General features: G+C 64.5%; 15 protein-coding genes. 3 read left to right on the top strand and 12 right to left on the bottom strand.

Annotated elements, in window-relative coordinates; translation table 11 throughout:
* Positions 1-82: 82 nt before the first annotated feature.
* The 5 genes from K2O51_RS14445 to K2O51_RS14425 all read right to left on the bottom strand — a co-directional run bounded on the left by K2O51_RS14445 (position 83) and on the right by K2O51_RS14425 (position 4,424).
* Positions 83-847: a DUF4410 domain-containing protein gene (locus tag K2O51_RS14445; RefSeq protein WP_220631263.1), complete on the bottom strand. Its 765-nt coding sequence runs from the start codon at positions 845-847 to the stop codon at positions 83-85.
* A gap of 175 nt (positions 848-1,022) precedes the next feature.
* Positions 1,023-2,360, bottom strand: coding sequence for an ATP-binding protein (locus K2O51_RS14440; protein ID WP_220631636.1), 1,338 nt, complete (start codon positions 2,358-2,360; stop codon positions 1,023-1,025).
* A complete protein-coding gene (locus tag K2O51_RS14435; protein ID WP_220631262.1) occupies positions 2,360-3,073 on the bottom strand; it encodes a response regulator in 714 nt (237 codons plus the stop codon). Before K2O51_RS14435 ends, K2O51_RS14440 begins: the two co-directional genes overlap by 1 nt.
* Before the next feature lie 26 nt (positions 3,074-3,099).
* Positions 3,100-3,402: an EF-hand domain-containing protein gene (locus K2O51_RS14430; protein ID WP_041679462.1), complete on the bottom strand. Its 303-nt coding sequence runs from the start codon at positions 3,400-3,402 to the stop codon at positions 3,100-3,102.
* 68 nt (positions 3,403-3,470) lie between these two features.
* Entirely contained in the window at positions 3,471-4,424 is a 954-nt protein-coding gene (locus tag K2O51_RS14425) for a hypothetical protein (RefSeq protein ID WP_220631261.1), read from the bottom strand.
* Positions 4,425-4,742: 318 nt separating this feature from the next.
* Between K2O51_RS14425 and K2O51_RS14420 the strand changes: the two genes are divergently transcribed.
* Positions 4,743-5,639, top strand: a complete 897-nt coding sequence (locus K2O51_RS14420; RefSeq protein WP_220631260.1) for a sterol desaturase family protein — start codon at positions 4,743-4,745, stop codon at positions 5,637-5,639.
* Between the two features lie 88 nt (positions 5,640-5,727).
* Here K2O51_RS14420 and K2O51_RS14415 read toward each other — a convergent pair whose 3' ends face one another.
* The gene (locus K2O51_RS14415) at positions 5,728-6,891 is read right to left on the bottom strand and encodes a patatin-like phospholipase family protein (RefSeq protein ID WP_220631259.1); all 1,164 of its coding nucleotides are present in this window, start codon (positions 6,889-6,891) and stop codon (positions 5,728-5,730) included.
* Positions 6,892-6,924: 33 nt separating this feature from the next.
* Positions 6,925-8,304 carry an FAD-containing oxidoreductase gene (locus tag K2O51_RS14410; RefSeq protein WP_220631258.1) on the bottom strand — a complete coding sequence of 460 codons (1,380 nt, stop codon included), beginning with the start codon at positions 8,302-8,304 and terminating at the stop codon, positions 6,925-6,927.
* A gap of 443 nt (positions 8,305-8,747) precedes the next feature.
* Here K2O51_RS14410 and K2O51_RS14405 point away from each other — a divergent pair, with 443 nt between their 5' ends.
* On the top strand, positions 8,748-10,334 hold the full coding sequence (locus K2O51_RS14405) for an isocitrate lyase (RefSeq protein ID WP_220631257.1): 1,587 nt from the start codon (positions 8,748-8,750) through the stop codon (positions 10,332-10,334).
* 96 nt (positions 10,335-10,430) lie between these two features.
* Here K2O51_RS14405 and K2O51_RS14400 read toward each other — a convergent pair whose 3' ends face one another.
* From K2O51_RS14400 to K2O51_RS14390, 3 genes are all read right to left on the bottom strand, one after another.
* Entirely contained in the window at positions 10,431-11,000 is a 570-nt protein-coding gene (locus tag K2O51_RS14400; RefSeq protein ID WP_220631256.1) for a YdeI/OmpD-associated family protein, read from the bottom strand.
* Between the two features lie 384 nt (positions 11,001-11,384).
* Entirely contained in the window at positions 11,385-12,815 is a 1,431-nt protein-coding gene (locus K2O51_RS14395) for a DUF1254 domain-containing protein (protein ID WP_220631255.1), read from the bottom strand.
* Positions 12,816-12,904: 89 nt separating this feature from the next.
* Positions 12,905-13,381 carry a 2,4'-dihydroxyacetophenone dioxygenase family protein gene (locus K2O51_RS14390; protein ID WP_011296571.1) on the bottom strand — a complete coding sequence of 159 codons (477 nt, stop codon included), beginning with the start codon at positions 13,379-13,381 and terminating at the stop codon, positions 12,905-12,907.
* 158 nt (positions 13,382-13,539) lie between these two features.
* Between K2O51_RS14390 and K2O51_RS14385 the strand changes: the two genes are divergently transcribed.
* Positions 13,540-14,574, top strand: coding sequence for an AraC family transcriptional regulator (locus K2O51_RS14385; RefSeq protein WP_011296570.1), 1,035 nt, complete (start codon positions 13,540-13,542; stop codon positions 14,572-14,574).
* Between the two features lie 36 nt (positions 14,575-14,610).
* Here the strand turns inward: K2O51_RS14385 and K2O51_RS14380 are convergent, their stop codons facing one another.
* Positions 14,611-16,206 carry a Na+/H+ antiporter gene (locus K2O51_RS14380; RefSeq protein WP_011296569.1) on the bottom strand — a complete coding sequence of 532 codons (1,596 nt, stop codon included), beginning with the start codon at positions 16,204-16,206 and terminating at the stop codon, positions 14,611-14,613.
* Between the two features lie 97 nt (positions 16,207-16,303).
* Positions 16,304-16,765: a cupin domain-containing protein gene (locus K2O51_RS14375; RefSeq protein ID WP_011296568.1), complete on the bottom strand. Its 462-nt coding sequence runs from the start codon at positions 16,763-16,765 to the stop codon at positions 16,304-16,306.
* Positions 16,766-16,902 lie beyond the last annotated feature (137 nt).

Raw genomic sequence — 16,902 nt, 5'->3', positions numbered from 1 at the left:
CGCCGCATATGCGTCCGGACACCTATAAGTGCGGCAACAAGCATGTAACAGGACAGCGCTGCGGCGAGCACTCCGACGACGCTCAGATCGCGGCCGATGCCAACAACCATCCCTCTTCCGTGCTCGCCGCCATCACCTGCATGGCGATCGAATCGGCAAGCCGCGTGGCATCGGCATACAAGCTGTCGCGCTTCGCTTCGGACACCCCATGCACGCCCGTGCCCGCCGCAGCGGCCATTGCAATGTGGCCCGTGGCGGCGCCTACGCCTGCCGTCTCGGCAACGCCGGGAACATGGCCACTGTCGGCCGTGGCGACAAAGTTCTGCAGCGCCACCGCTGCACCGTTGGCGGGCTTGTACGAGATCCGCACCGAGACACCGACTTCGCTCTTGCCCGCACCGAGGCCGATCAGCAGGCGCCGGCGGCTGGAGCCTTCATCGATCTTGCTGAAGTCGCCATCGACGAGCAGCGCGTTGGCGCCGGCGGGCACCGGACCATCGGCACGCACGGCGTGCAGCCCCCTGGCCTGCAACTGGCGCACGATCACGTCGGCAACCTGCGTGCGCGCTTCGGCGGCAGTGCCGGACTGCGCGCTGGCTGCCGAGCCACCGGAGCCCAGCGTCTTCAGCTTCTGCGCGAAACCGCTGTCGAGCTTCACCTGTCCAGCCTCGGCACCGAATGCGCGCACATAGATGACGTCCGCGTGCACGGGTTGCATCAGGCCGGTCTGCTGGATGCCGGTGACGGACGCGCTGGCGCAACCGGCGCTCAGCATGGCCGCAGTGGCCACGGCAGCGATTGCGAGGCGCTTGGTGTTCAGGGCGATGGCTTGGAAGGTGGTTTGCATGTCGAATCCTTTAATCAGCGGCAATGGCCATTCAGTGATCGGAAACGCTGTCACTACGTGGGGTTGCGGTGAGTGGCGTCGCGGTGACCAAAGTATGGGAAGTGCCCGCCCGAATCGCCATGCATCAAATATTTCGCGCGATGTCACGGCGCGAGGCCCTGGCGTTCTCAGGTGCTCAGATGTGCTGCACGCCTTGCGCGTGGAGCGGCAGCGATACCACGGCCTCCAGGCCGCCGCCCTCGCGCGCGCGGAACTGCAGCGAGCCGCCATGCAGGCGCGCGATGCGATCGACGATCGCGAGACCCAGGCCCGTGCCGCCCGAATGCGTTCGCGCATTCGGGCCGCGGCTGAACGGCGCTTTGAGCTGTTCGAGCTCGGCCGCCGCCATGCCCGTGCCGCGATCGCCCACGGCAATGCACGCGCGCTCGCCATCGCGCCACGTGCGCACGGCCAGGCCCGTCTTGCCGTAGACGACGGCGTTCTGCATCAGGTTCATCAGCAGGCGGAGCAGGCTGACCGGGCGGAACGGAACCGGAGGCAGATCGCCGAGGGACAGATCGAACTCATGGCCGAGCCCCGCGAAGTCCGACGCAAGCTGGCCGACGAGCGCATTGATGTCGCCGGGATGCGGCTGCTCCTTCTCGCCGCTGCCCGCATAGTCCATGAACTGCTGCAGGATGGTCTCGATGTGATCGAGATAGCCTTCCGCGGACGCCACGAACGCATCGTCGGCGCCGCGCGGGATCGACATGGCCATCGCCAGGCGCAGCTTGGTCAGCGGCGTGCGGATGTCGTGCGAGACGCCTGCGAGCATCAGCGCGCGCGTCTGCTCGGCCTGCTGCAGCGCCTGCGTCATCTGGTTGAAAGCGCTGCTGACCTGGGCGATCTCCGTAGGGCCGTTGGTCGGCAGCGGCGGCGGCGAATCGCCCGCGCAGATCTGGCGCGCGGCGTCTGCGAGGTCCCGCAACGGACGGTTCAGGTGAAGCTGGATCAGGTAGCCGGTCAGAGCGGCCAGCAAGGCGAGCGCTGTCGACAAGATCAACGCCGTGGTGATGCCGCCCGCACGCGCATCCTCGGTCATCGGCATGGCGACCCAGCGCGCGGTATCGGCGACGTGCAGGCGGATCCATAGCCGCTCTTCGTCGCCGGACTGCCAGCGCACGGGCATGTCGGATGGCAGGTGGCGCCGCAGCGCTTCGAGGAACACGTCGCGCTGGTAAGTGCGGAAGAGCTGCAGCGGGTTGGGGTCGGCCTGCGGCGTAGCGTGGTCGGGATCCTCCAACTGTGCGCCTAACCGCTGGACCACGGCACCGCTCGTACCGGCGGGCATGGCACCGAGAACGCCGTCGAGCATCTTCACATAGTCCGCAAAGATGATGGCCGCACGCTCGAGGCGCGGACGCTGCACGTAATGCAGCAGCACGGTGAGCGAACACGCCTGGGTGAGCGCCACCAGCGCGAGCAGCAGCGCGATATTGCGCGCCAGCAGCGAACGCGGCAGCCCGATCCGCATCACGATTCGACGCCGGCCACCAGCATGTAACCGATTCCCCAAACGGTCTTGATGAAGCGCGGCTTGGACGGATCGTCCTCGACGATCTGGCGCAGGCGCAGGATCTGCACGTCGATGCTGCGGTCGAGCGCGTCATGGTCGCGCCCGCGTGCCCGCGCGAGCAGGTTGTCGCGGCTCACGGCGCGATTGGGCGACGAACCGAGCGCATGCAGCAGCAGCATCTGAGCGGAATGGACTTCCACGGGCTCGCCGCTGCGCGTGAGAGTCTGCTTGCCGACATCGAAGGTGAAGTCACCAAAGCGCAGTGTCTGCGTGGTGACCGTGGGATCGCCCGCGGCCATCTTCTGGCGACGCAGCAGGGCACGGATGCGCGCCACCAGTTCGTCCGGGACAAAGGGCTTGGCCAGGTAGTCGTCGGCACCGGTTTCCAGACCGGCGACGCGGTCCATCGGGTCGCCCTTCGCGGTCAGCATCAGGATCGGCAGCGTATGCCCTTCGGCACGCAGGCGGCGGCAGATGGTGAGGCCGTCTTCAGGTTCCATCATCAGGTCCAGCACCAGCAGGTCATGGGGCTCGCGCTGCAGGTGGCGGTCGAGCTGCTTGCCATCGGCCATCGCACGCACGCGGAAGCCATGGCCCGTCAGGAACCGTTGCAGCATATTGCGCAGCTCGGCTTCGTCGTCGAGCACGATAATCCTGTTCACCTGCTCCATCGCGAGCCTCCGGCATCGTTGTGGTCTCAACCACCTCTGCGCGACATCATTTCCTGCGTCATGAACGCCTCGATCTGCGGCAGCGTAATGGAGCCGTTGCGCTGCGCGTCGATCTCGTCGAAATGCTTCGCCACCATCGGCATGCCGGCCGCGGCCTGTTCGCGGGTCAGCTTGCCATCATGCGTGGTGTTGGCACTGGCGAAACGCGCCTGCAGTTGCTGCACCGCGCGCTCGACGCGCGGGCCGCCCGCTGCGGGCATCTCCGCACTTTGCGCCAGGGCGCCTGCGGAAACAATACACAAGGCGAGCACTGCAATCATCTTCTTCATGATGTTCTCCGTGGGGTAGCCGGCACACGCCGGCAAGGCATTGAGATTGGGTTTCGAACGAGTCGGACTCATGCGAGGTGCGCAGGCACCCATACACCGGCGGCCCAGTGGCCCGGCACCATCACGGCGGCACGCGGCGGGCGCGCCACGTAGACCACTCGCGGCACGACGTAGACGGCACGCGGCACCGGCGCGGGCCTGACCACCACCATTGGCAGCGGTGCCGTCGCGACGACGACCTTTGGCGGCGGCGGCGGGACATAGACCGTGGCCGGCGGCGGGGGCGGGATATAGACGGCGGCCGGCGGCGGAGGCGGCGGCGTGACGACCACCGGCGGCGTGGCCACCGTTACGACGGCTCTGCCAGTCGTCACAGTTCCTGTGGTCACCGTGCCGCTGGCAACGACCGTGCTGCCATGGACGACGGTGCTGCCGCCACCCGTGGTCACGACGCCCGGCGCCACGCGGGTCGCACTGCCCGAATGCGTGACGGTGCCGCCATCCGCGCCGGTGACAGTGCCCGAACGTGCGCAGCTCGAACCCGCGCAGTTGGTCGATGCGGCATGGCTGACGGTGTTGCCGTTCGCACCGGTCACCGTGCCGGACGAGGAGTACTGGCCGGCGCCCTCGCGCGTCACGCTGCCTGATGTGCTGGCAGTCTGCCCGTCCGGGCCGGTCAGGTTGCCGGTGTGCGAACAAGTGCCGCCAGCGCAGCTCGTATTGCCGTCATGCTGCACCGAGCGCCCGTTCGGGCCAGTTGCAGTGCCGCTGTTCGAAAACTGGCCGGGAGCGTTACGGGTCACGGTGCCGGTGTTGGTAGCCAGTCCACCGTAAGGGCCGACCACGCCGCCGGCATGCGAGCAGCTGCCGCCGCCGCAGTAACCGTAGTGCGCACCGTTGTAGGTGCCATGCGGCGTGTAGGCCGTGCCGTGGCCGCCCCAGCCCGCAAAGGCCGGGGTGCTGGCCAGCACGATCAACGCGCCGGTAGCGGCGCCAAGCAGTCGGGGAAAGCGTGAGCTCATGTCAGGTCCTTCAGGTTCGGTTCGGTTCGGTTCAGGCCGCACTGTGCGGCGCGGCAACGGACCGAACTATAGGAGGACCACCGGCGCTTTTCGCGGTGGAAAACATGTCACGGTGTTACACGGCGCGCGGCGCCCACTCACTGCCGCCGGCCGGCGATCCGCCGCCATTCCGTGCGTGGCGGCACCCTGCCGGCCATGACACATGGCGACATATTTCCTGCATGGCGCCCGGCGCGGCCGGCCACTACATTTGCCTCACCGACGCGACGGCGGCCCGCTCCGCAAACCAGGCGTCCCACCCACTGCACTGGAACGATCATGCACAACCTACACAAGATCACCCTCTTCGCCACGGTCTTCGTCGTGGCGGCCTCCATGGTGGAAGCCTTCTTCCTGTCACGGAAGGCGCGCCTGCAAAGCAAGACCTACCCCTGGCACGAAATGGGGCTGTCGCTGGCCGACATGCTCGGTCGCAAGCTGATGGCACTGCTGCCGCTGTCGCTGGCCACGCCGATCTTCGCGTTCGCCTGGGATCACCGGATCAACACTATCCACATCCACAGCGTGCTGATGGTGCTTCTGCTCTTCATCGGCCAGGAATTCTGCTACTACTGGTACCACCGCGCATCGCACCGCATCCGCTTCTTCTGGGCCACGCATGCGGTGCACCACTCGCCGAACGAGCTGACGCTGGGCACGGCCTACCGCCTGGGCCTGACCGGCAAGCTCACGGGCACCGCGATGTTCTTCGCGCCGCTGGTCTGGCTCGGTGTTCGCCCCGAAGCCGTGCTGGCCGCGCTGAGCCTCAACCTGCTCTACCAGTTCTGGCTGCACACCACGTGGATCCCCAAGCTCGGCTGGTTCGAGTACGTGTTCAACACCCCGTCGGCGCACCGCGTGCACCATGCCTCGAATGTCGATTACCTCGATGCCAACTACGGCGGCGTGCTGATCCTCTTCGACCGCCTGTTCGGCACCTATGTGGAAGAGCGTGAAGACGAACCGTGCCGCTTCGGCCTCGTCCACCCGACCACCACGCATAACCCGATCGTCAACCAGTTCGAACACTGGGTCAGCCTGGGCAAGGACATGATGAAGTCGGGCAGCGTGCTCAATGCGGTCGGTTATCTGGTGATGCCGCCGGGCTGGAGCCACGACGGCAATGGCGAAACGACGGAGACGCTGCGCAGGCAGGCGGCGGTGGGTGTGAGGTAGTCAGCGAAGGGAGCAGCCCGGCCGAAGACTCGGCGGGGCCAGAGAGGCGCGGCTTTGCCGCGCTTTTTTTGGTTGTGTCGTCGACACATCAGGCAGCCGGTGATGTTGCGCCGAACAGCCGATGCACGGCGATCCCCTCTATCGGGTCCAGTGGCTCGCGCCATGGGGCACGCTCCAGCACGCGTCGCGTGTCCTCGTAGCCGGCCATCCGGCGGCGCTCGATCCCACAGGTGGAGAAGTCGATATCGCGGTGCATGTCGTTGCCGTCGAGTTGCGGCGCGTCGAGTTCGACCACGTGCATGGTCGTCCCGCATCCCCAACCGAGCAATTCCTGCACGGCGGCCTGCTCGCGCTCACCTTCCGGAATATGCTTGCCCAGTTCGCGTATGACGTGCCGCAGGCGGTGGATCTGCCGCTGGCGCTCCAGATGGGACTCGGCACGGCTGGAATACTGGATATCCCGCAGCCGGCTCATGACCTGCCAGATGGAATCGGGCTCCGGGCCGCTGGCGGGCCAAAGCTGCACGGCGAAGATCAGCGAGCTGTGGCGCGGGCGGTCGTCGAGAATGGCTTCGAGCGGGGTGTTGGAATAGATGCCGCCGTCCCAGTATGGCTCGCCCTCGATCGATACGGAGGGGAAGCCAGGCGGGAACGCGGCCGAGGCCATCACGTGGTCCACACTCAGCGGCGCGTCGCGGTTCGTGAAGTAGCGCATGCGGCCGCTGCGCACACTGACCGTGCCGACTGTCAGCCTGGTCTGCCTGGCATTGAGGTACTCGAAGTCGACCACTGCGGCCAGTGTCGCGCGCAGCGGCGATGTGGAGTAGAACGCCGCCCTGGCAAGGCCGACCGCGGCGTGTACCCCCGGCCACCACGCATCGGGGCTTGGCGTAAAGAACGACGGAATGCCCCGCGTCGTGATGTTCACCACCCGCAGCCAGTCTTCGAGTTGCCGAAAGCTGCTGCTCCCCAGCGCGGCAGCGCGATAGGAAACGCTGTCCCAGAACTGCTTAAGCCGGGAGACCCGCTGCTCTGGCGGATTGCCAGCGATGATGGCGCCGTTGATCGCCCCGATCGAGGTGCCAATCACCCATTCCGGCTCGAGACCTGCCTCATGCAAGGCCTGGTAGACACCTACCTGGTAGGCGCCGAGCGCCCCACCACCCTGCAATACCAGCACGACCTTGCCCGGCAGCTCTGCGAGCGGCGCTTCCGCTGACGCGGGGCTGGCGCCTGGTGCCTTCTTATTCATGGCCATTCCCCCATCCTTGCGCACGGGCGCCGGCTAGCCCGGTACCCGCAACTCCTGCAGCAGCGTCGGTACCAGTTCGGACACCGTGGGATGGATGTGCATCGCGCGACTGATGACCGTATAGGGAGCGCCGGCATACATGACATCAAGGATCGAGTGAATCACCTCGTCGCCGGTCAGGCCGAGGATCGCCGCTCCAAGGATCATCCGGGTGTCCGCGTCGACCACGACCTTCATGAACCCGAGACTCTCGCCTCGCTCCACGGCGCGCCCGACACGGCTCATCGGGCGGGTGCCGACCAGTATCTTGCGGCCGGATTGCCGGGCTTCCGTCTCCGTCATGCCGGCGCGGCCGAGCGGAGGGTCGATGAACATGGCATACGCGGCGATGCGGTCCGACACCTTGCGCGGGTCATTGTCGAGGAGATTGGCAGCGACGATCTCATGGTCGTTGTACGACGTATGCGTGAAGGCGCCGCGGCCATTGCAATCGCCAAGCGCCCAGATGCCGGGGACATTGGTGCGCAACTGTTCGTCGACCTTGATATAGCCGCGGGCGTCGGTCTCCACCCCTGCCTTGTCGAGTCCGAGATCGTCCGTGTTGGGCACGCGCCCGACCGCCATCAGCAGATGCGTGCCGTGAACTTCGGGCGCACCGGACGCGCAATCCAGCCCGACGGCAAGATGATCGCCGTCCCTGCGCGCGCTGAGGCAGTTGGCATTGAGCCGGATGTCGATGCCTTCGGCTTCCAGAATTTCCCGCACGGCCTGCGAGACATCCTCGTCCTCACGCTGGATCAGGCGCGGGCCTTTTTCGACGACGGTCACCCTGGCGCCAAATCGCCGGTACATCTGCCCAAACTCCAGGCCGATGTAGCTGCCGCCAATCACGATCAGGTGCTCCGGCAGGAAATCCACATCCATCATCCCCGCGTTGGTGAGGTACGGCACCTGATCCAGCCCTGGCATGGGAGGAACCAGGGCCCGGCCGCCGACGTTCACGAATATCTGCGTGGCTTCCAGCAGTTCACCGTTGACCTGTACGCTGTGCGCGTTCTCGAAACGGGCGTGCCCCTGATAGACCGTTGTATTTGCCAGGCCGCGCATCCACTGTTCCACACCGTTGCTGGAGCGGCCAGAGATCTCGTCCTTGCGTGCCTTCACCCGTTTCATGTCGACGGCGACCGGCCCACCGATGGTCACGCCGTACTCCGCGGCCCGGCGCGCCAGTTGGGCTGCATACGCGCTCGCAATGAGGGTCTTGGTGGGAATGCAGCCGGTGTTCACGCAGGTGCCGCCGAAACGTGCGCGCTCGATGATGGCCAGCTTCATGCCCGCGCCGGACAGCCGCGCGGCAAGTGCGGGGCCAGCCTGTCCGGTTCCGATGATGATCGCGTCGAATCCCTGAGCCATCACGACTCTCCTTGCCTTGTACCGTGCTCATCGCAGGTCACAGCTGCCTCGGCGGCTACCGCCGGATGCCAAAGCCACTAGCAAACTTTAGGCGATATGCGCCGGCGAAACGATCGCGTGCGGATTCCCTTCGTTCAGGACCCGCTGTTCAAGCCACCCTGCTTGCCCCGCCCTCCGACACGCGAAAGAGCGTTTCACATTGTGGGATCCGCCCGAATTTTCCGCAGCCGCCGGTTTTCGCCCCGCGAAAACATGTTTCATATCGCGAAAATCGTTACGTATGTCATTGAAAAATAAGAACAATTAAAGTCTTATGTCTTATATAAGACTGACGCTGCAACGCATCAAATGGCGCTACTATTTACCCATGCAGTTCGCTGCCACATACGCAGCGGCAAGCTCCGATCCTCTACTCAAACGCGCTTTGCTCCCAGGAGAGACAAATGGCTCAGTATCAAGACGACATCAAGGCAGTTGCTGGTTTGAAGGAGAAACACGGCAGCGCGTGGGACGCCATCAATCCCGAGTACGCCGCTCGCATGCGGGCCCAGAACCGGTTCAAGACGGGCCTGGATATCGCCAAGTACACTGCCAAGATCATGCGCGCCGACATGGCCGCCTATGATGCCGATCCGTCGAAGTACACCCAGTCGCTCGGCTGCTGGCACGGCTTCATCGGCCAGCAGAAGATGATCTCCATCAAGAAGCACTTCAACAACAACACCGACCGCCGCTACCTGTATCTGTCGGGCTGGATGGTCGCCGCACTGCGCTCGGAGTTCGGCCCGCTGCCGGACCAGTCGATGCACGAGAAGACCTCGGTCAGCGCCCTGATCCGCGAGCTGTACACCTTCCTGCGCCAGGCCGACGCCCGTGAACTGGGCGGCCTGTTCCGCGAACTGGACGCCGCCAAGGACGCCACCGCCAAGGCTGCCATCCAGTCGAAGATCGACAACCACGTCACCCACGTGGTGCCCATCATCGCTGACATCGACGCGGGCTTCGGCAACGCCGAGGCCACCTACCTGCTGGCCAAACAGTTCATCGAAGCCGGCGCCTGCTGCATCCAGATCGAAAACCAGGTGTCCGACGAGAAGCAGTGCGGCCACCAGGACGGCAAGGTCACCGTGCCGCACGAAGACTTCCTGGCCAAGGTTCGCGCAGTCCGCTACGCCTTCCTGGAACTGGGCGTGGACGACGGCATCATCGTGACGCGCACCGACTCGCTGGGCGCCGGCCTGACCAAGCAGATCGCCGTGACCCACACGCCGGGCGACCTGGGCGACCAGTACAACTCGTTCCTCGACTGCGACGAAGTCTCGGCCGACACGCTGGGCAACGGTGACATCGTCATCAAGCAGAACGGCAAGCTGATGCGCCCGAAGCGCCTGCCGAGCAACCTGTTCCAGTTCCGCGCCGGTACGGGTGAGGCACGCTGCGTGCTGGATTGCATCACCTCGCTGCAGAACGGCGCCGATCTGCTGTGGATCGAAACTGAAAAGCCGCATATCGCCCAGATCGCCGGCATGGTCAACGAGATCCGCAAGGTCATCCCGAATGCCAAGCTGGTGTACAACAACAGCCCGTCGTTCAACTGGACCCTGAACTTCCGCCAGCAAGCGTATGACGCCATGAAGGCTGCAGGCAAGGACGTGTCGGCCTACGAGCGTGCCCAGCTGATGAGCGTGGAATACGACGACACCGAACTGGCCAAGAACGCCGACGAGAAGATCCGCACCTTCCAGGCCGACGCATCGCGTGAAGCCGGTATCTTCCACCACCTGATCACGCTGCCGACGTACCACACCGCCGCGCTGTCGACCGACAACCTGGCCAAGGAATACTTCGGCGACCAGGGCATGCTCGGTTATGTGGCTGGCGTGCAGCGCAAGGAAATCCGTCAGGGCATCGCCTGCGTCAAGCACCAGAACATGTCGGGCTCGGACATCGGGGACGACCACAAGGAATACTTCAGCGGCGAAGCGGCCCTGAAGGCAGCGGGTAAAGACAACACGATGAACCAGTTCTGATATCGGTTCATCGCCCAAAGCAAAACGCCAACCCGCAAGGGTTGGCGTTTTTTTTTGCGAGACACCGGAGCAGTGAGCCGGTTGTCGCCTCCTGGTCTAGGGATAAATGGTTTCGCCGCGATTGAGCATGCCGATGAACTCTTCGATCTTGCGCACTCGTGTTGCGGGCTTTTTGGCATTCTGTATCCGAAACAGGATAGCGTAGCGGTTACGGCCGTTCAGCGTGGCAAAGAAAGCGCTGGCCTTGGGATTGGCATCCAGTGCCGCCTGCAGGTCATCCGGAACGACCGAGTTGCTCGCCGACGTATAGGCAGCCTCCCAGCGGCCATCCTTCTTGGCATTCTCGATTTCTCGCATGCCAGAAGGAAACATTCTGCCTGCAGCGATCAGCGCTTCGGCCCGGTCTTTGTTGAGCTTGGACCAGATACTTCTTGCGGAACGTCGAGTGAAGCGTTGCAACCAGTATTCTTCACTTTCAGCCTTTTTTTGACCATCGATCCAGCCATGACAAAGGGCACCTTCCAGTGCCTGTTCGTAAGTCAAGGTTGTCTGCCCCGCCCCCTTTTTGGCAAGGCGCATCCATATCCCGGCCGAGGTACCGCCGTTTTGCGTCAACCAGTGTTCCCATTCATTCTGGTCAAGGAATGTCAGACGAGGCTCAGTCATGGAGGATTCAAATGGTTGCATTCAGGCAGCAAGGCCCTGTCTTTCACTGCGATGCCTGCCCGGCGTATGCCCAACCGGTTCCTTGCCACCGTGAGCGCCTGAGACCAGAGCTTCTCACAACATTGGCTTGGACTGAAGCTTCACCGCCCCGCATGCGATGAAGGCATCCGACCACCCACTTCGGTCGAACAGCCACAGCGACGCGTATGCCGAACCGCCCGGTATTGTGAGCCTGACCGGACGCGCGCCTTCGCCAATGGCGCAGAAAGCGATGGCATGCGTGGAACGCGTGGCGCGCGAGCTGGCGGAAGCAGCGGTCGCGAATGGATAGCGACCGCGTCGGCGCCAATGCGGCGTTTGCCGGGAAAGATTACCGCCCGGCTTTCAGAGACCAGCCTCCACACGGCTGACCACCGGCGGCTTCCACGTACCGTCCAGCGCCTCGGGCTTGGGCAGGTACAGCCGCAGATTCATCGTGAAGTTGCCTGCGGCCGGCGCGGGCAGCCAGTTGGATTCACCACCCTTGGGCGGGTCGCGCTGGATGACCAGATCGAGCGAGCCATCGGCGTTGTACTTGAGCGGATCGCGATCGCCGATGGCGAAGCGGTTGATCGGATTGGCCGTGAAAAACTGGCGATCGTTGTACATCGTCAGCGACCAGAAGGCGCGCGCAGGCGGCAGCCGTTCCTTGTCGAAGTGGATCACGTACTTCGCGCCACTGTCGAAGGGCTTGCCATCGACATCTGTCATCGCAATGGGATAGATGGCATCCTCGACCGTGTTCGCCCCCAGCCCTACGAAGGCGATCATCGCGCGCCGGAGGTAGTCGGTACCGTAGGTGCCAATCGGATTGCCGATCGTCCGCCAGCCGTTGCTCACGACACCGGCCCGGGGCAGCGCTTCGGCAATCTGCTTGCGCGCGGTGGCCGGGGCGTCCCGCAGCGCGGCCTGCACTTCCGGCGCCTGTCGGTTCAGGTTGAAGGCTTGACCGGGCACCAGCCCCACATGGGCGATGCGATCAAGCATTGGATAGTCGTTTGCGTGCGGCGGATTGTTCTTCATCAGCTCGGCGAACATCGCGAAGTAGCTCGCGGCGTCCATCTTTGCCACCTGCTCCACCGGCGCGCCCATGTCCTGCTGTGGATTCTTCCTGCCCGCGGGCGGCGCGTATCCCGGCTTTCCCCAGGCGCTGAGCGGCGTGGCCCTGAGGCCGGCCTGAAACTTATGCACGGCGGCATAGTCGGCAACGCCGTTGGTCTGCGTGCGGCCGATCATCCAGCCCACGGCGGTCGGCGAGACATACGGAGTCACACCCGCCGGCAGCTTGCCATGCCAGCGCGGCCCCACAATGGCGATCTGCTGCGAACCGTTGCCCGTGGTGCGCGTACCGGGAGAGGTAAAGACGTCCGTCCACATGTCGAGCACCGGCAGCAGATAGTAGCGGCCACCGGAATCCGGCACGGTGAGGATCAGCGGCTCGCGCGTGACGTCGAACCAGAGCGCCGAGTACAGGGTGTCTGCATTCGGGCGAACCACCGTGTCGAACTTCTCGTCAGGGAACTCCGCGACATGCGCGAACTGGTTGATCGGCGCGCGGATTCCGCCCTTGGGATCCGACGCATCGACGTTCGTGGAAACGCGGCGCGTGACTTCCATCAGCACCATCGGATAGGCATAGATATAAGCCTCCGTGGCGATCTTCTGTACATCGGTGGCGCTGGGCGAAGCCGCGCCAGCGCTTGCCTGAACCACGGCTGTGCCAAGCAGCGCGACCAGAATGCGCCGAAGCCCTTGTTTGCGAGCCCATGCAATCATGTCTCCTCCTCGTTTTTTCCATGGCGTTGCGACTCAATTCGCGAACGGCCAATGCCTGATGCGTTTCCAGTACGGATTGTTCCCGCAGATCAGCCTTCGAACGTAGACAAGTCCTTGGGCCTGATACCGTGGGCCTTGCAGTAGTTGAGGTAGCGATCCATCGAGGTCTTCCAGTTTTCGACCGCGATGATGTTGTCCTTGTCGTCGAGGTATAGCAGTTCACCGGCCACGATGTTGAACGTGATGATGTCGGGGCCTTCGGCATAAGCCGACTGCGGCGTGTGCCGCGTGGAAGCCGTCTCGTAGACGACACTGCCCGCATGCGCGACCCAGTCGTGCTCCTTGTAGCGCCAGCTTCCCTGAACGGTGTAGACGATCACCGTACCGGTGTGATGATGGCGCGGCATTTCCATGCCGGCGGGCGCCTTCAGCAGCGTAATGGTTTCGCCGCGTACCGGATCGATCTTGAAGTACTTGACCATCACGTCGTTGCTGTACGGCGCAAAGGGCATCCACGGGGTGTCGTTGCCGTCCAGGCAACCGGTGTTGATGGATTCGAACAACATGGACTGTCTCCTGTTATGTCGCCGGCTCCGAGACGGATTCGGCTTTGGCAGGTACCCATTCTGGCGAGCCGGCCCGCCTCCGGACTTGTCATTTCCAGACAGCGATCTATCATTTTCAGACAATGACCAGTGCCCCGTTGTGCCCCCTCCTTTCGAACATGAAAGCCGCCATCCGCCCCCTGATTCCGGCCCGCTATTTTCTGCTGATGGCCGACTGCCTGAAGTCCGCCGGCACTTCGCTGCACGAACTGGCGAGCGCGGCCGGCATTGATCCCGACCGGTTCAGGGAAACGGATTTCGGGCTCACTACCCAGCAGATCGATGGCTTGCTGGCAGAAGCGCTGCGCCTGACCGGGCGGACCGACATCGGCTTCGAGTGGGGTCGCCGCCTCAAGCTGAATTCGCACGACATCCTGGGGTATGCCATGCTTTCCTGCCCCACCCTGGACCAGTTGCTGCGGCTGTGTTCGCGCTACTACAAGCTGCTGACGCCAATGTTCAGGATGAGTTATCAGCGCACTGGCGATCACGCCGAGGTCATCTTCCGGCCGGCGCTGCCGATGGCCAGTGCAACGCTGAACCTGCTTCAGGAGGCGATTGCCGTTTCGACGCATCTGCAATGCAAGTCGCTGTTGCAGAACCCCTCATCGGTCTACGACATTTACCTGTCGATGGAGCCGCCACCGCACGCGGCACGTTATCGCGAACTGGCGCCCGCGCGCGTGCACTTCGCCGCATCGCCGCTGCCCGAAATCCGCATGGTGGCCGACACGTGGAGCCTGGACGCGGCGCTGCCGATGGCCGACGTGCATGCGGTCCGCATGGCCGAGGAACGATGCCGTGCTCTGCTGCAACGCCACAGCGAGCAGGGCAACTGGGCCGAGTGGGTGGTCATGATGCTGAACGAAGCGGAGGACAGCCAGCCTACGCTGGAAGAACTTGCCGGCCTGCTCGGCATTTCGGCGCGCACGCTGGACCGTTACCTGAAGAAGGAGGAAAGCAGCTTCCGCGACCTCGCCATTACGGTGCGCAATCGCCGCGCGCGGAGCTTGCTGCTCGAAGGGGAGCTGCCGGTTTCGCAGATCGCTTACCGCCTCGGGTTCACCGATGTCGCCAATTTCAGCCGGGCCTTTCGCCGGGCCAATGGCGTCAGTCCGTCCGAATTTCGCGGTAGTGGCGAAGCGGGTCGGTGACGGGAGCAGCTGTGGGGCAGCTGTGGGCCGGGCGCTTCAATCCGCCCCCACGCCTGCACTCCCATGCAACGCCGCGATCTCCTGCAGATCCAGATCGTATTCAAGATGACGCAGCAGTTCGTCATGAAGCTGCCCCGCACGATGCATCCGCAGCAACTCCTCCCGCGCTGCGGCAAGGCCCGCCAGGATCACACCATAGTGGGAAGTGCGCTCTTCGTCGGGAATGATGTTGTCCTTGAAACTCTCGGTAATCTGCGCGCGGTAGTTGACCTGTTCCCATAGCCGCGGATGCCGCAGCGCACCGTCTGCGTCGAACACCAGCGGGCGGATCGCATCGCGCTGCACCGCTTCGAGACGGGCCCATGCCTGCGCTTCGGTCAGTTTACGGCCCGAGGCATCTTCGATGCGCCGGATATCCAGCAGGCGGATCAGCGGCCCAATGGTCGTGCCCTGCAACAGCACGGTGACGAGGATCACCGCGAACGATGCGACGAGGATCAGGTCGCGGCCCGGCATCTGCTCCGGAAGCGCCAGCGCAATGGCGAGGGTCACGACGCCGCGCATCCCGGCCCAGCTGACGATGGTGGCCGAACGCCAGTCCGCGCGAGCCTGACGGCGTACCACGCGCTGCCACGCCGACTTCAGCGCCTCCGACCCGAACACCCATGCGAAGCGCGAGAGCACGACCGAGACGATCACCATGCCAACCGGCAGGGCCAGCGACGCCATCACATCAGCGGTGCCACCGTGCCGCGCAATCACGCCGCGCAGCGATAGCCCGATCAGTATGAACACCAGCGCCTCGAGCAGGAACACCATGACCTGCCAGAACGCCGTGCCACGGATTCTTGTCGACGCCGAGAACACCTGGTGCTGGTGCCAGCCAAGGATCATGCCGGTGGTCACCGTCGCGATGACGCCGGAGACTTCCAGCCATTCGCCGACGATGTAGCTGACCCAGGAGGACAGTATGGCTGCGGTGATCAGAAGATATTCGTCGGCCAGCCGCCGCAGCACGCGCACCAGCGCAAAGCCGATGGCGATCCCCACGGCAACCCCGCCCAGTGCGAGCACGAAGAAATCCACGGTGGCATGTTCGAGGCTGAACGCACCGGTCAGCGCGGCCGCGACGGCGAAGCGGTAGAGCACCAGCCCGGTTGCGTCATTGAGCAGGCTTTCGCCCTCCAGCAAGGTCATGAGCCGCCGCGGCAGCGCGACCCGCTCGAGCACGGCCTTGGCCGCGACGGCGTCGGGCGGCGACACGATCGCGCCGAGCGCAAAGCACGCCGCCCACGGCAGGCCCGGAACCACCATGTGGACGGCCACGCCAACGACCAGCGTCGTGAACAACACGGCTCCGATCGCCAGCATCAGGATGCCGCTGAGATTGCGCCGGAACTCGTCCCACACTGAAAAGTACGCGCCGTCCGTCAGCAGCGGCGGCAGGAAGACCAGCAACACCAGGTCCGGACTGAGCTCGACCGCCGGCAGGCCCGGCACGAATGCCATGGCAATGCCACCGACCAGAAAGGCCGCCGCCGGCGGCAGCCGCAGCTTTGCCGCCAGCAACTCCAGCGCGATGATGGCGATCAGTGACAGCAGTACCAGCTTGAATGCCAGGACAGGCGACATGCACCACCCCTGAAGTTTGGCGTTGCAGCGATTATTACCAGGGGTGGTTCAACGCGTCGAGCCGGTAGCTCGCCATGCAGGAAGGTTCGATCGGCGGTCAGGCCGGAGGAGGCTCGCCTGCGGCAACCGTCACCCCACACTCCTGCGCCACGGCAAGCAGTTTCTCGATATCAGGGGGACCCGGCGGGATTTCCTCGTCGAGCCGGGTGAAGAGACGCGATGCCCGACCATTGTGGCTCGTGACGGAAATCATCTCGCCACCGCCCGCACCGAAGCGGAAGTGATGCACAGTGCCCGCCGGCACATGCACGAACGTGCCGGCCGTGGCCGTGATGACCTGGTCGTCGTAACCGATGTCGATCGTGCCGCGCGTGATGTAGAACGACTCGTCCCAGTCGTGGCTGTGCGGCGGCGGTCCGCTGCCCTCTTCGCCCTGCTGCAGGAACACCTCATACCCTTGGGTGGCGGTATTCGGCGCCAGCACCGTAATCTTTTCACCTACCACATTGAGCGCGCGCGCCTGCGCGTCGGGAGTCACTGCGAACGGTTGCGGCTTCATCGTTGGCTCCATCCCACAGCGCAGGCTCGTCCGGGCCCGCGCTGTGCAGGGAAGTGACCCCAGGCGCCGTCGGTGCGCCCGGTGCCAGCACCCGCGTTGCATGCCGACGGCGGGACGTTGCTGATCCTCGATCCAAG

This window comes from Cupriavidus pinatubonensis (assembly GCF_019602855.1).
GTDB lineage: Bacteria > Pseudomonadota > Gammaproteobacteria > Burkholderiales > Burkholderiaceae > Cupriavidus > Cupriavidus pinatubonensis.
This window is presented reverse-complemented; position numbering and strand designations above follow the sequence as displayed.

Bases quoted from the DNA above. Each gene is read 5' to 3' on its own strand.
- K2O51_RS14435 (WP_220631262.1), bottom strand. From the start codon at position 3,073: ATGGAGCAGGTGAACAGGATTATCGTGCTCGACGACGAAGCCGAGCTG.
- K2O51_RS14380 (WP_011296569.1), bottom strand. From the start codon at position 16,206: ATGTCGCCTGTCCTGGCATTCAAGCTGGTACTGCTGTCACTGATCGCC.
- K2O51_RS14410 (WP_220631258.1), bottom strand. From the start codon at position 8,304: ATGGCTCAGGGATTCGACGCGATCATCATCGGAACCGGACAGGCTGGC.
- K2O51_RS14375 (WP_011296568.1), bottom strand. From the start codon at position 16,765: ATGAAGCCGCAACCGTTCGCAGTGACTCCCGACGCGCAGGCGCGCGCG.
- K2O51_RS14430 (WP_041679462.1), bottom strand. From the start codon at position 3,402: ATGAAGAAGATGATTGCAGTGCTCGCCTTGTGTATTGTTTCCGCAGGC.
- K2O51_RS14400 (WP_220631256.1), bottom strand. From the start codon at position 11,000: ATGACTGAGCCTCGTCTGACATTCCTTGACCAGAATGAATGGGAACAC.
- K2O51_RS14445 (WP_220631263.1), bottom strand. From the start codon at position 847: ATGCAAACCACCTTCCAAGCCATCGCCCTGAACACCAAGCGCCTCGCA.
- K2O51_RS14440 (WP_220631636.1), bottom strand. From the start codon at position 2,360: ATGCGGATCGGGCTGCCGCGTTCGCTGCTGGCGCGCAATATCGCGCTG.
- K2O51_RS14395 (WP_220631255.1), bottom strand. From the start codon at position 12,815: ATGATTGCATGGGCTCGCAAACAAGGGCTTCGGCGCATTCTGGTCGCG.
- K2O51_RS14415 (WP_220631259.1), bottom strand. From the start codon at position 6,891: ATGAATAAGAAGGCACCAGGCGCCAGCCCCGCGTCAGCGGAAGCGCCG.
- K2O51_RS14405 (WP_220631257.1), top strand. From the start codon at position 8,748: ATGGCTCAGTATCAAGACGACATCAAGGCAGTTGCTGGTTTGAAGGAG.
- K2O51_RS14420 (WP_220631260.1), top strand. From the start codon at position 4,743: ATGCACAACCTACACAAGATCACCCTCTTCGCCACGGTCTTCGTCGTG.
- K2O51_RS14390 (WP_011296571.1), bottom strand. From the start codon at position 13,381: ATGTTGTTCGAATCCATCAACACCGGTTGCCTGGACGGCAACGACACC.
- K2O51_RS14385 (WP_011296570.1), top strand. From the start codon at position 13,540: ATGAAAGCCGCCATCCGCCCCCTGATTCCGGCCCGCTATTTTCTGCTG.
- K2O51_RS14425 (WP_220631261.1), bottom strand. From the start codon at position 4,424: ATGAGCTCACGCTTTCCCCGACTGCTTGGCGCCGCTACCGGCGCGTTG.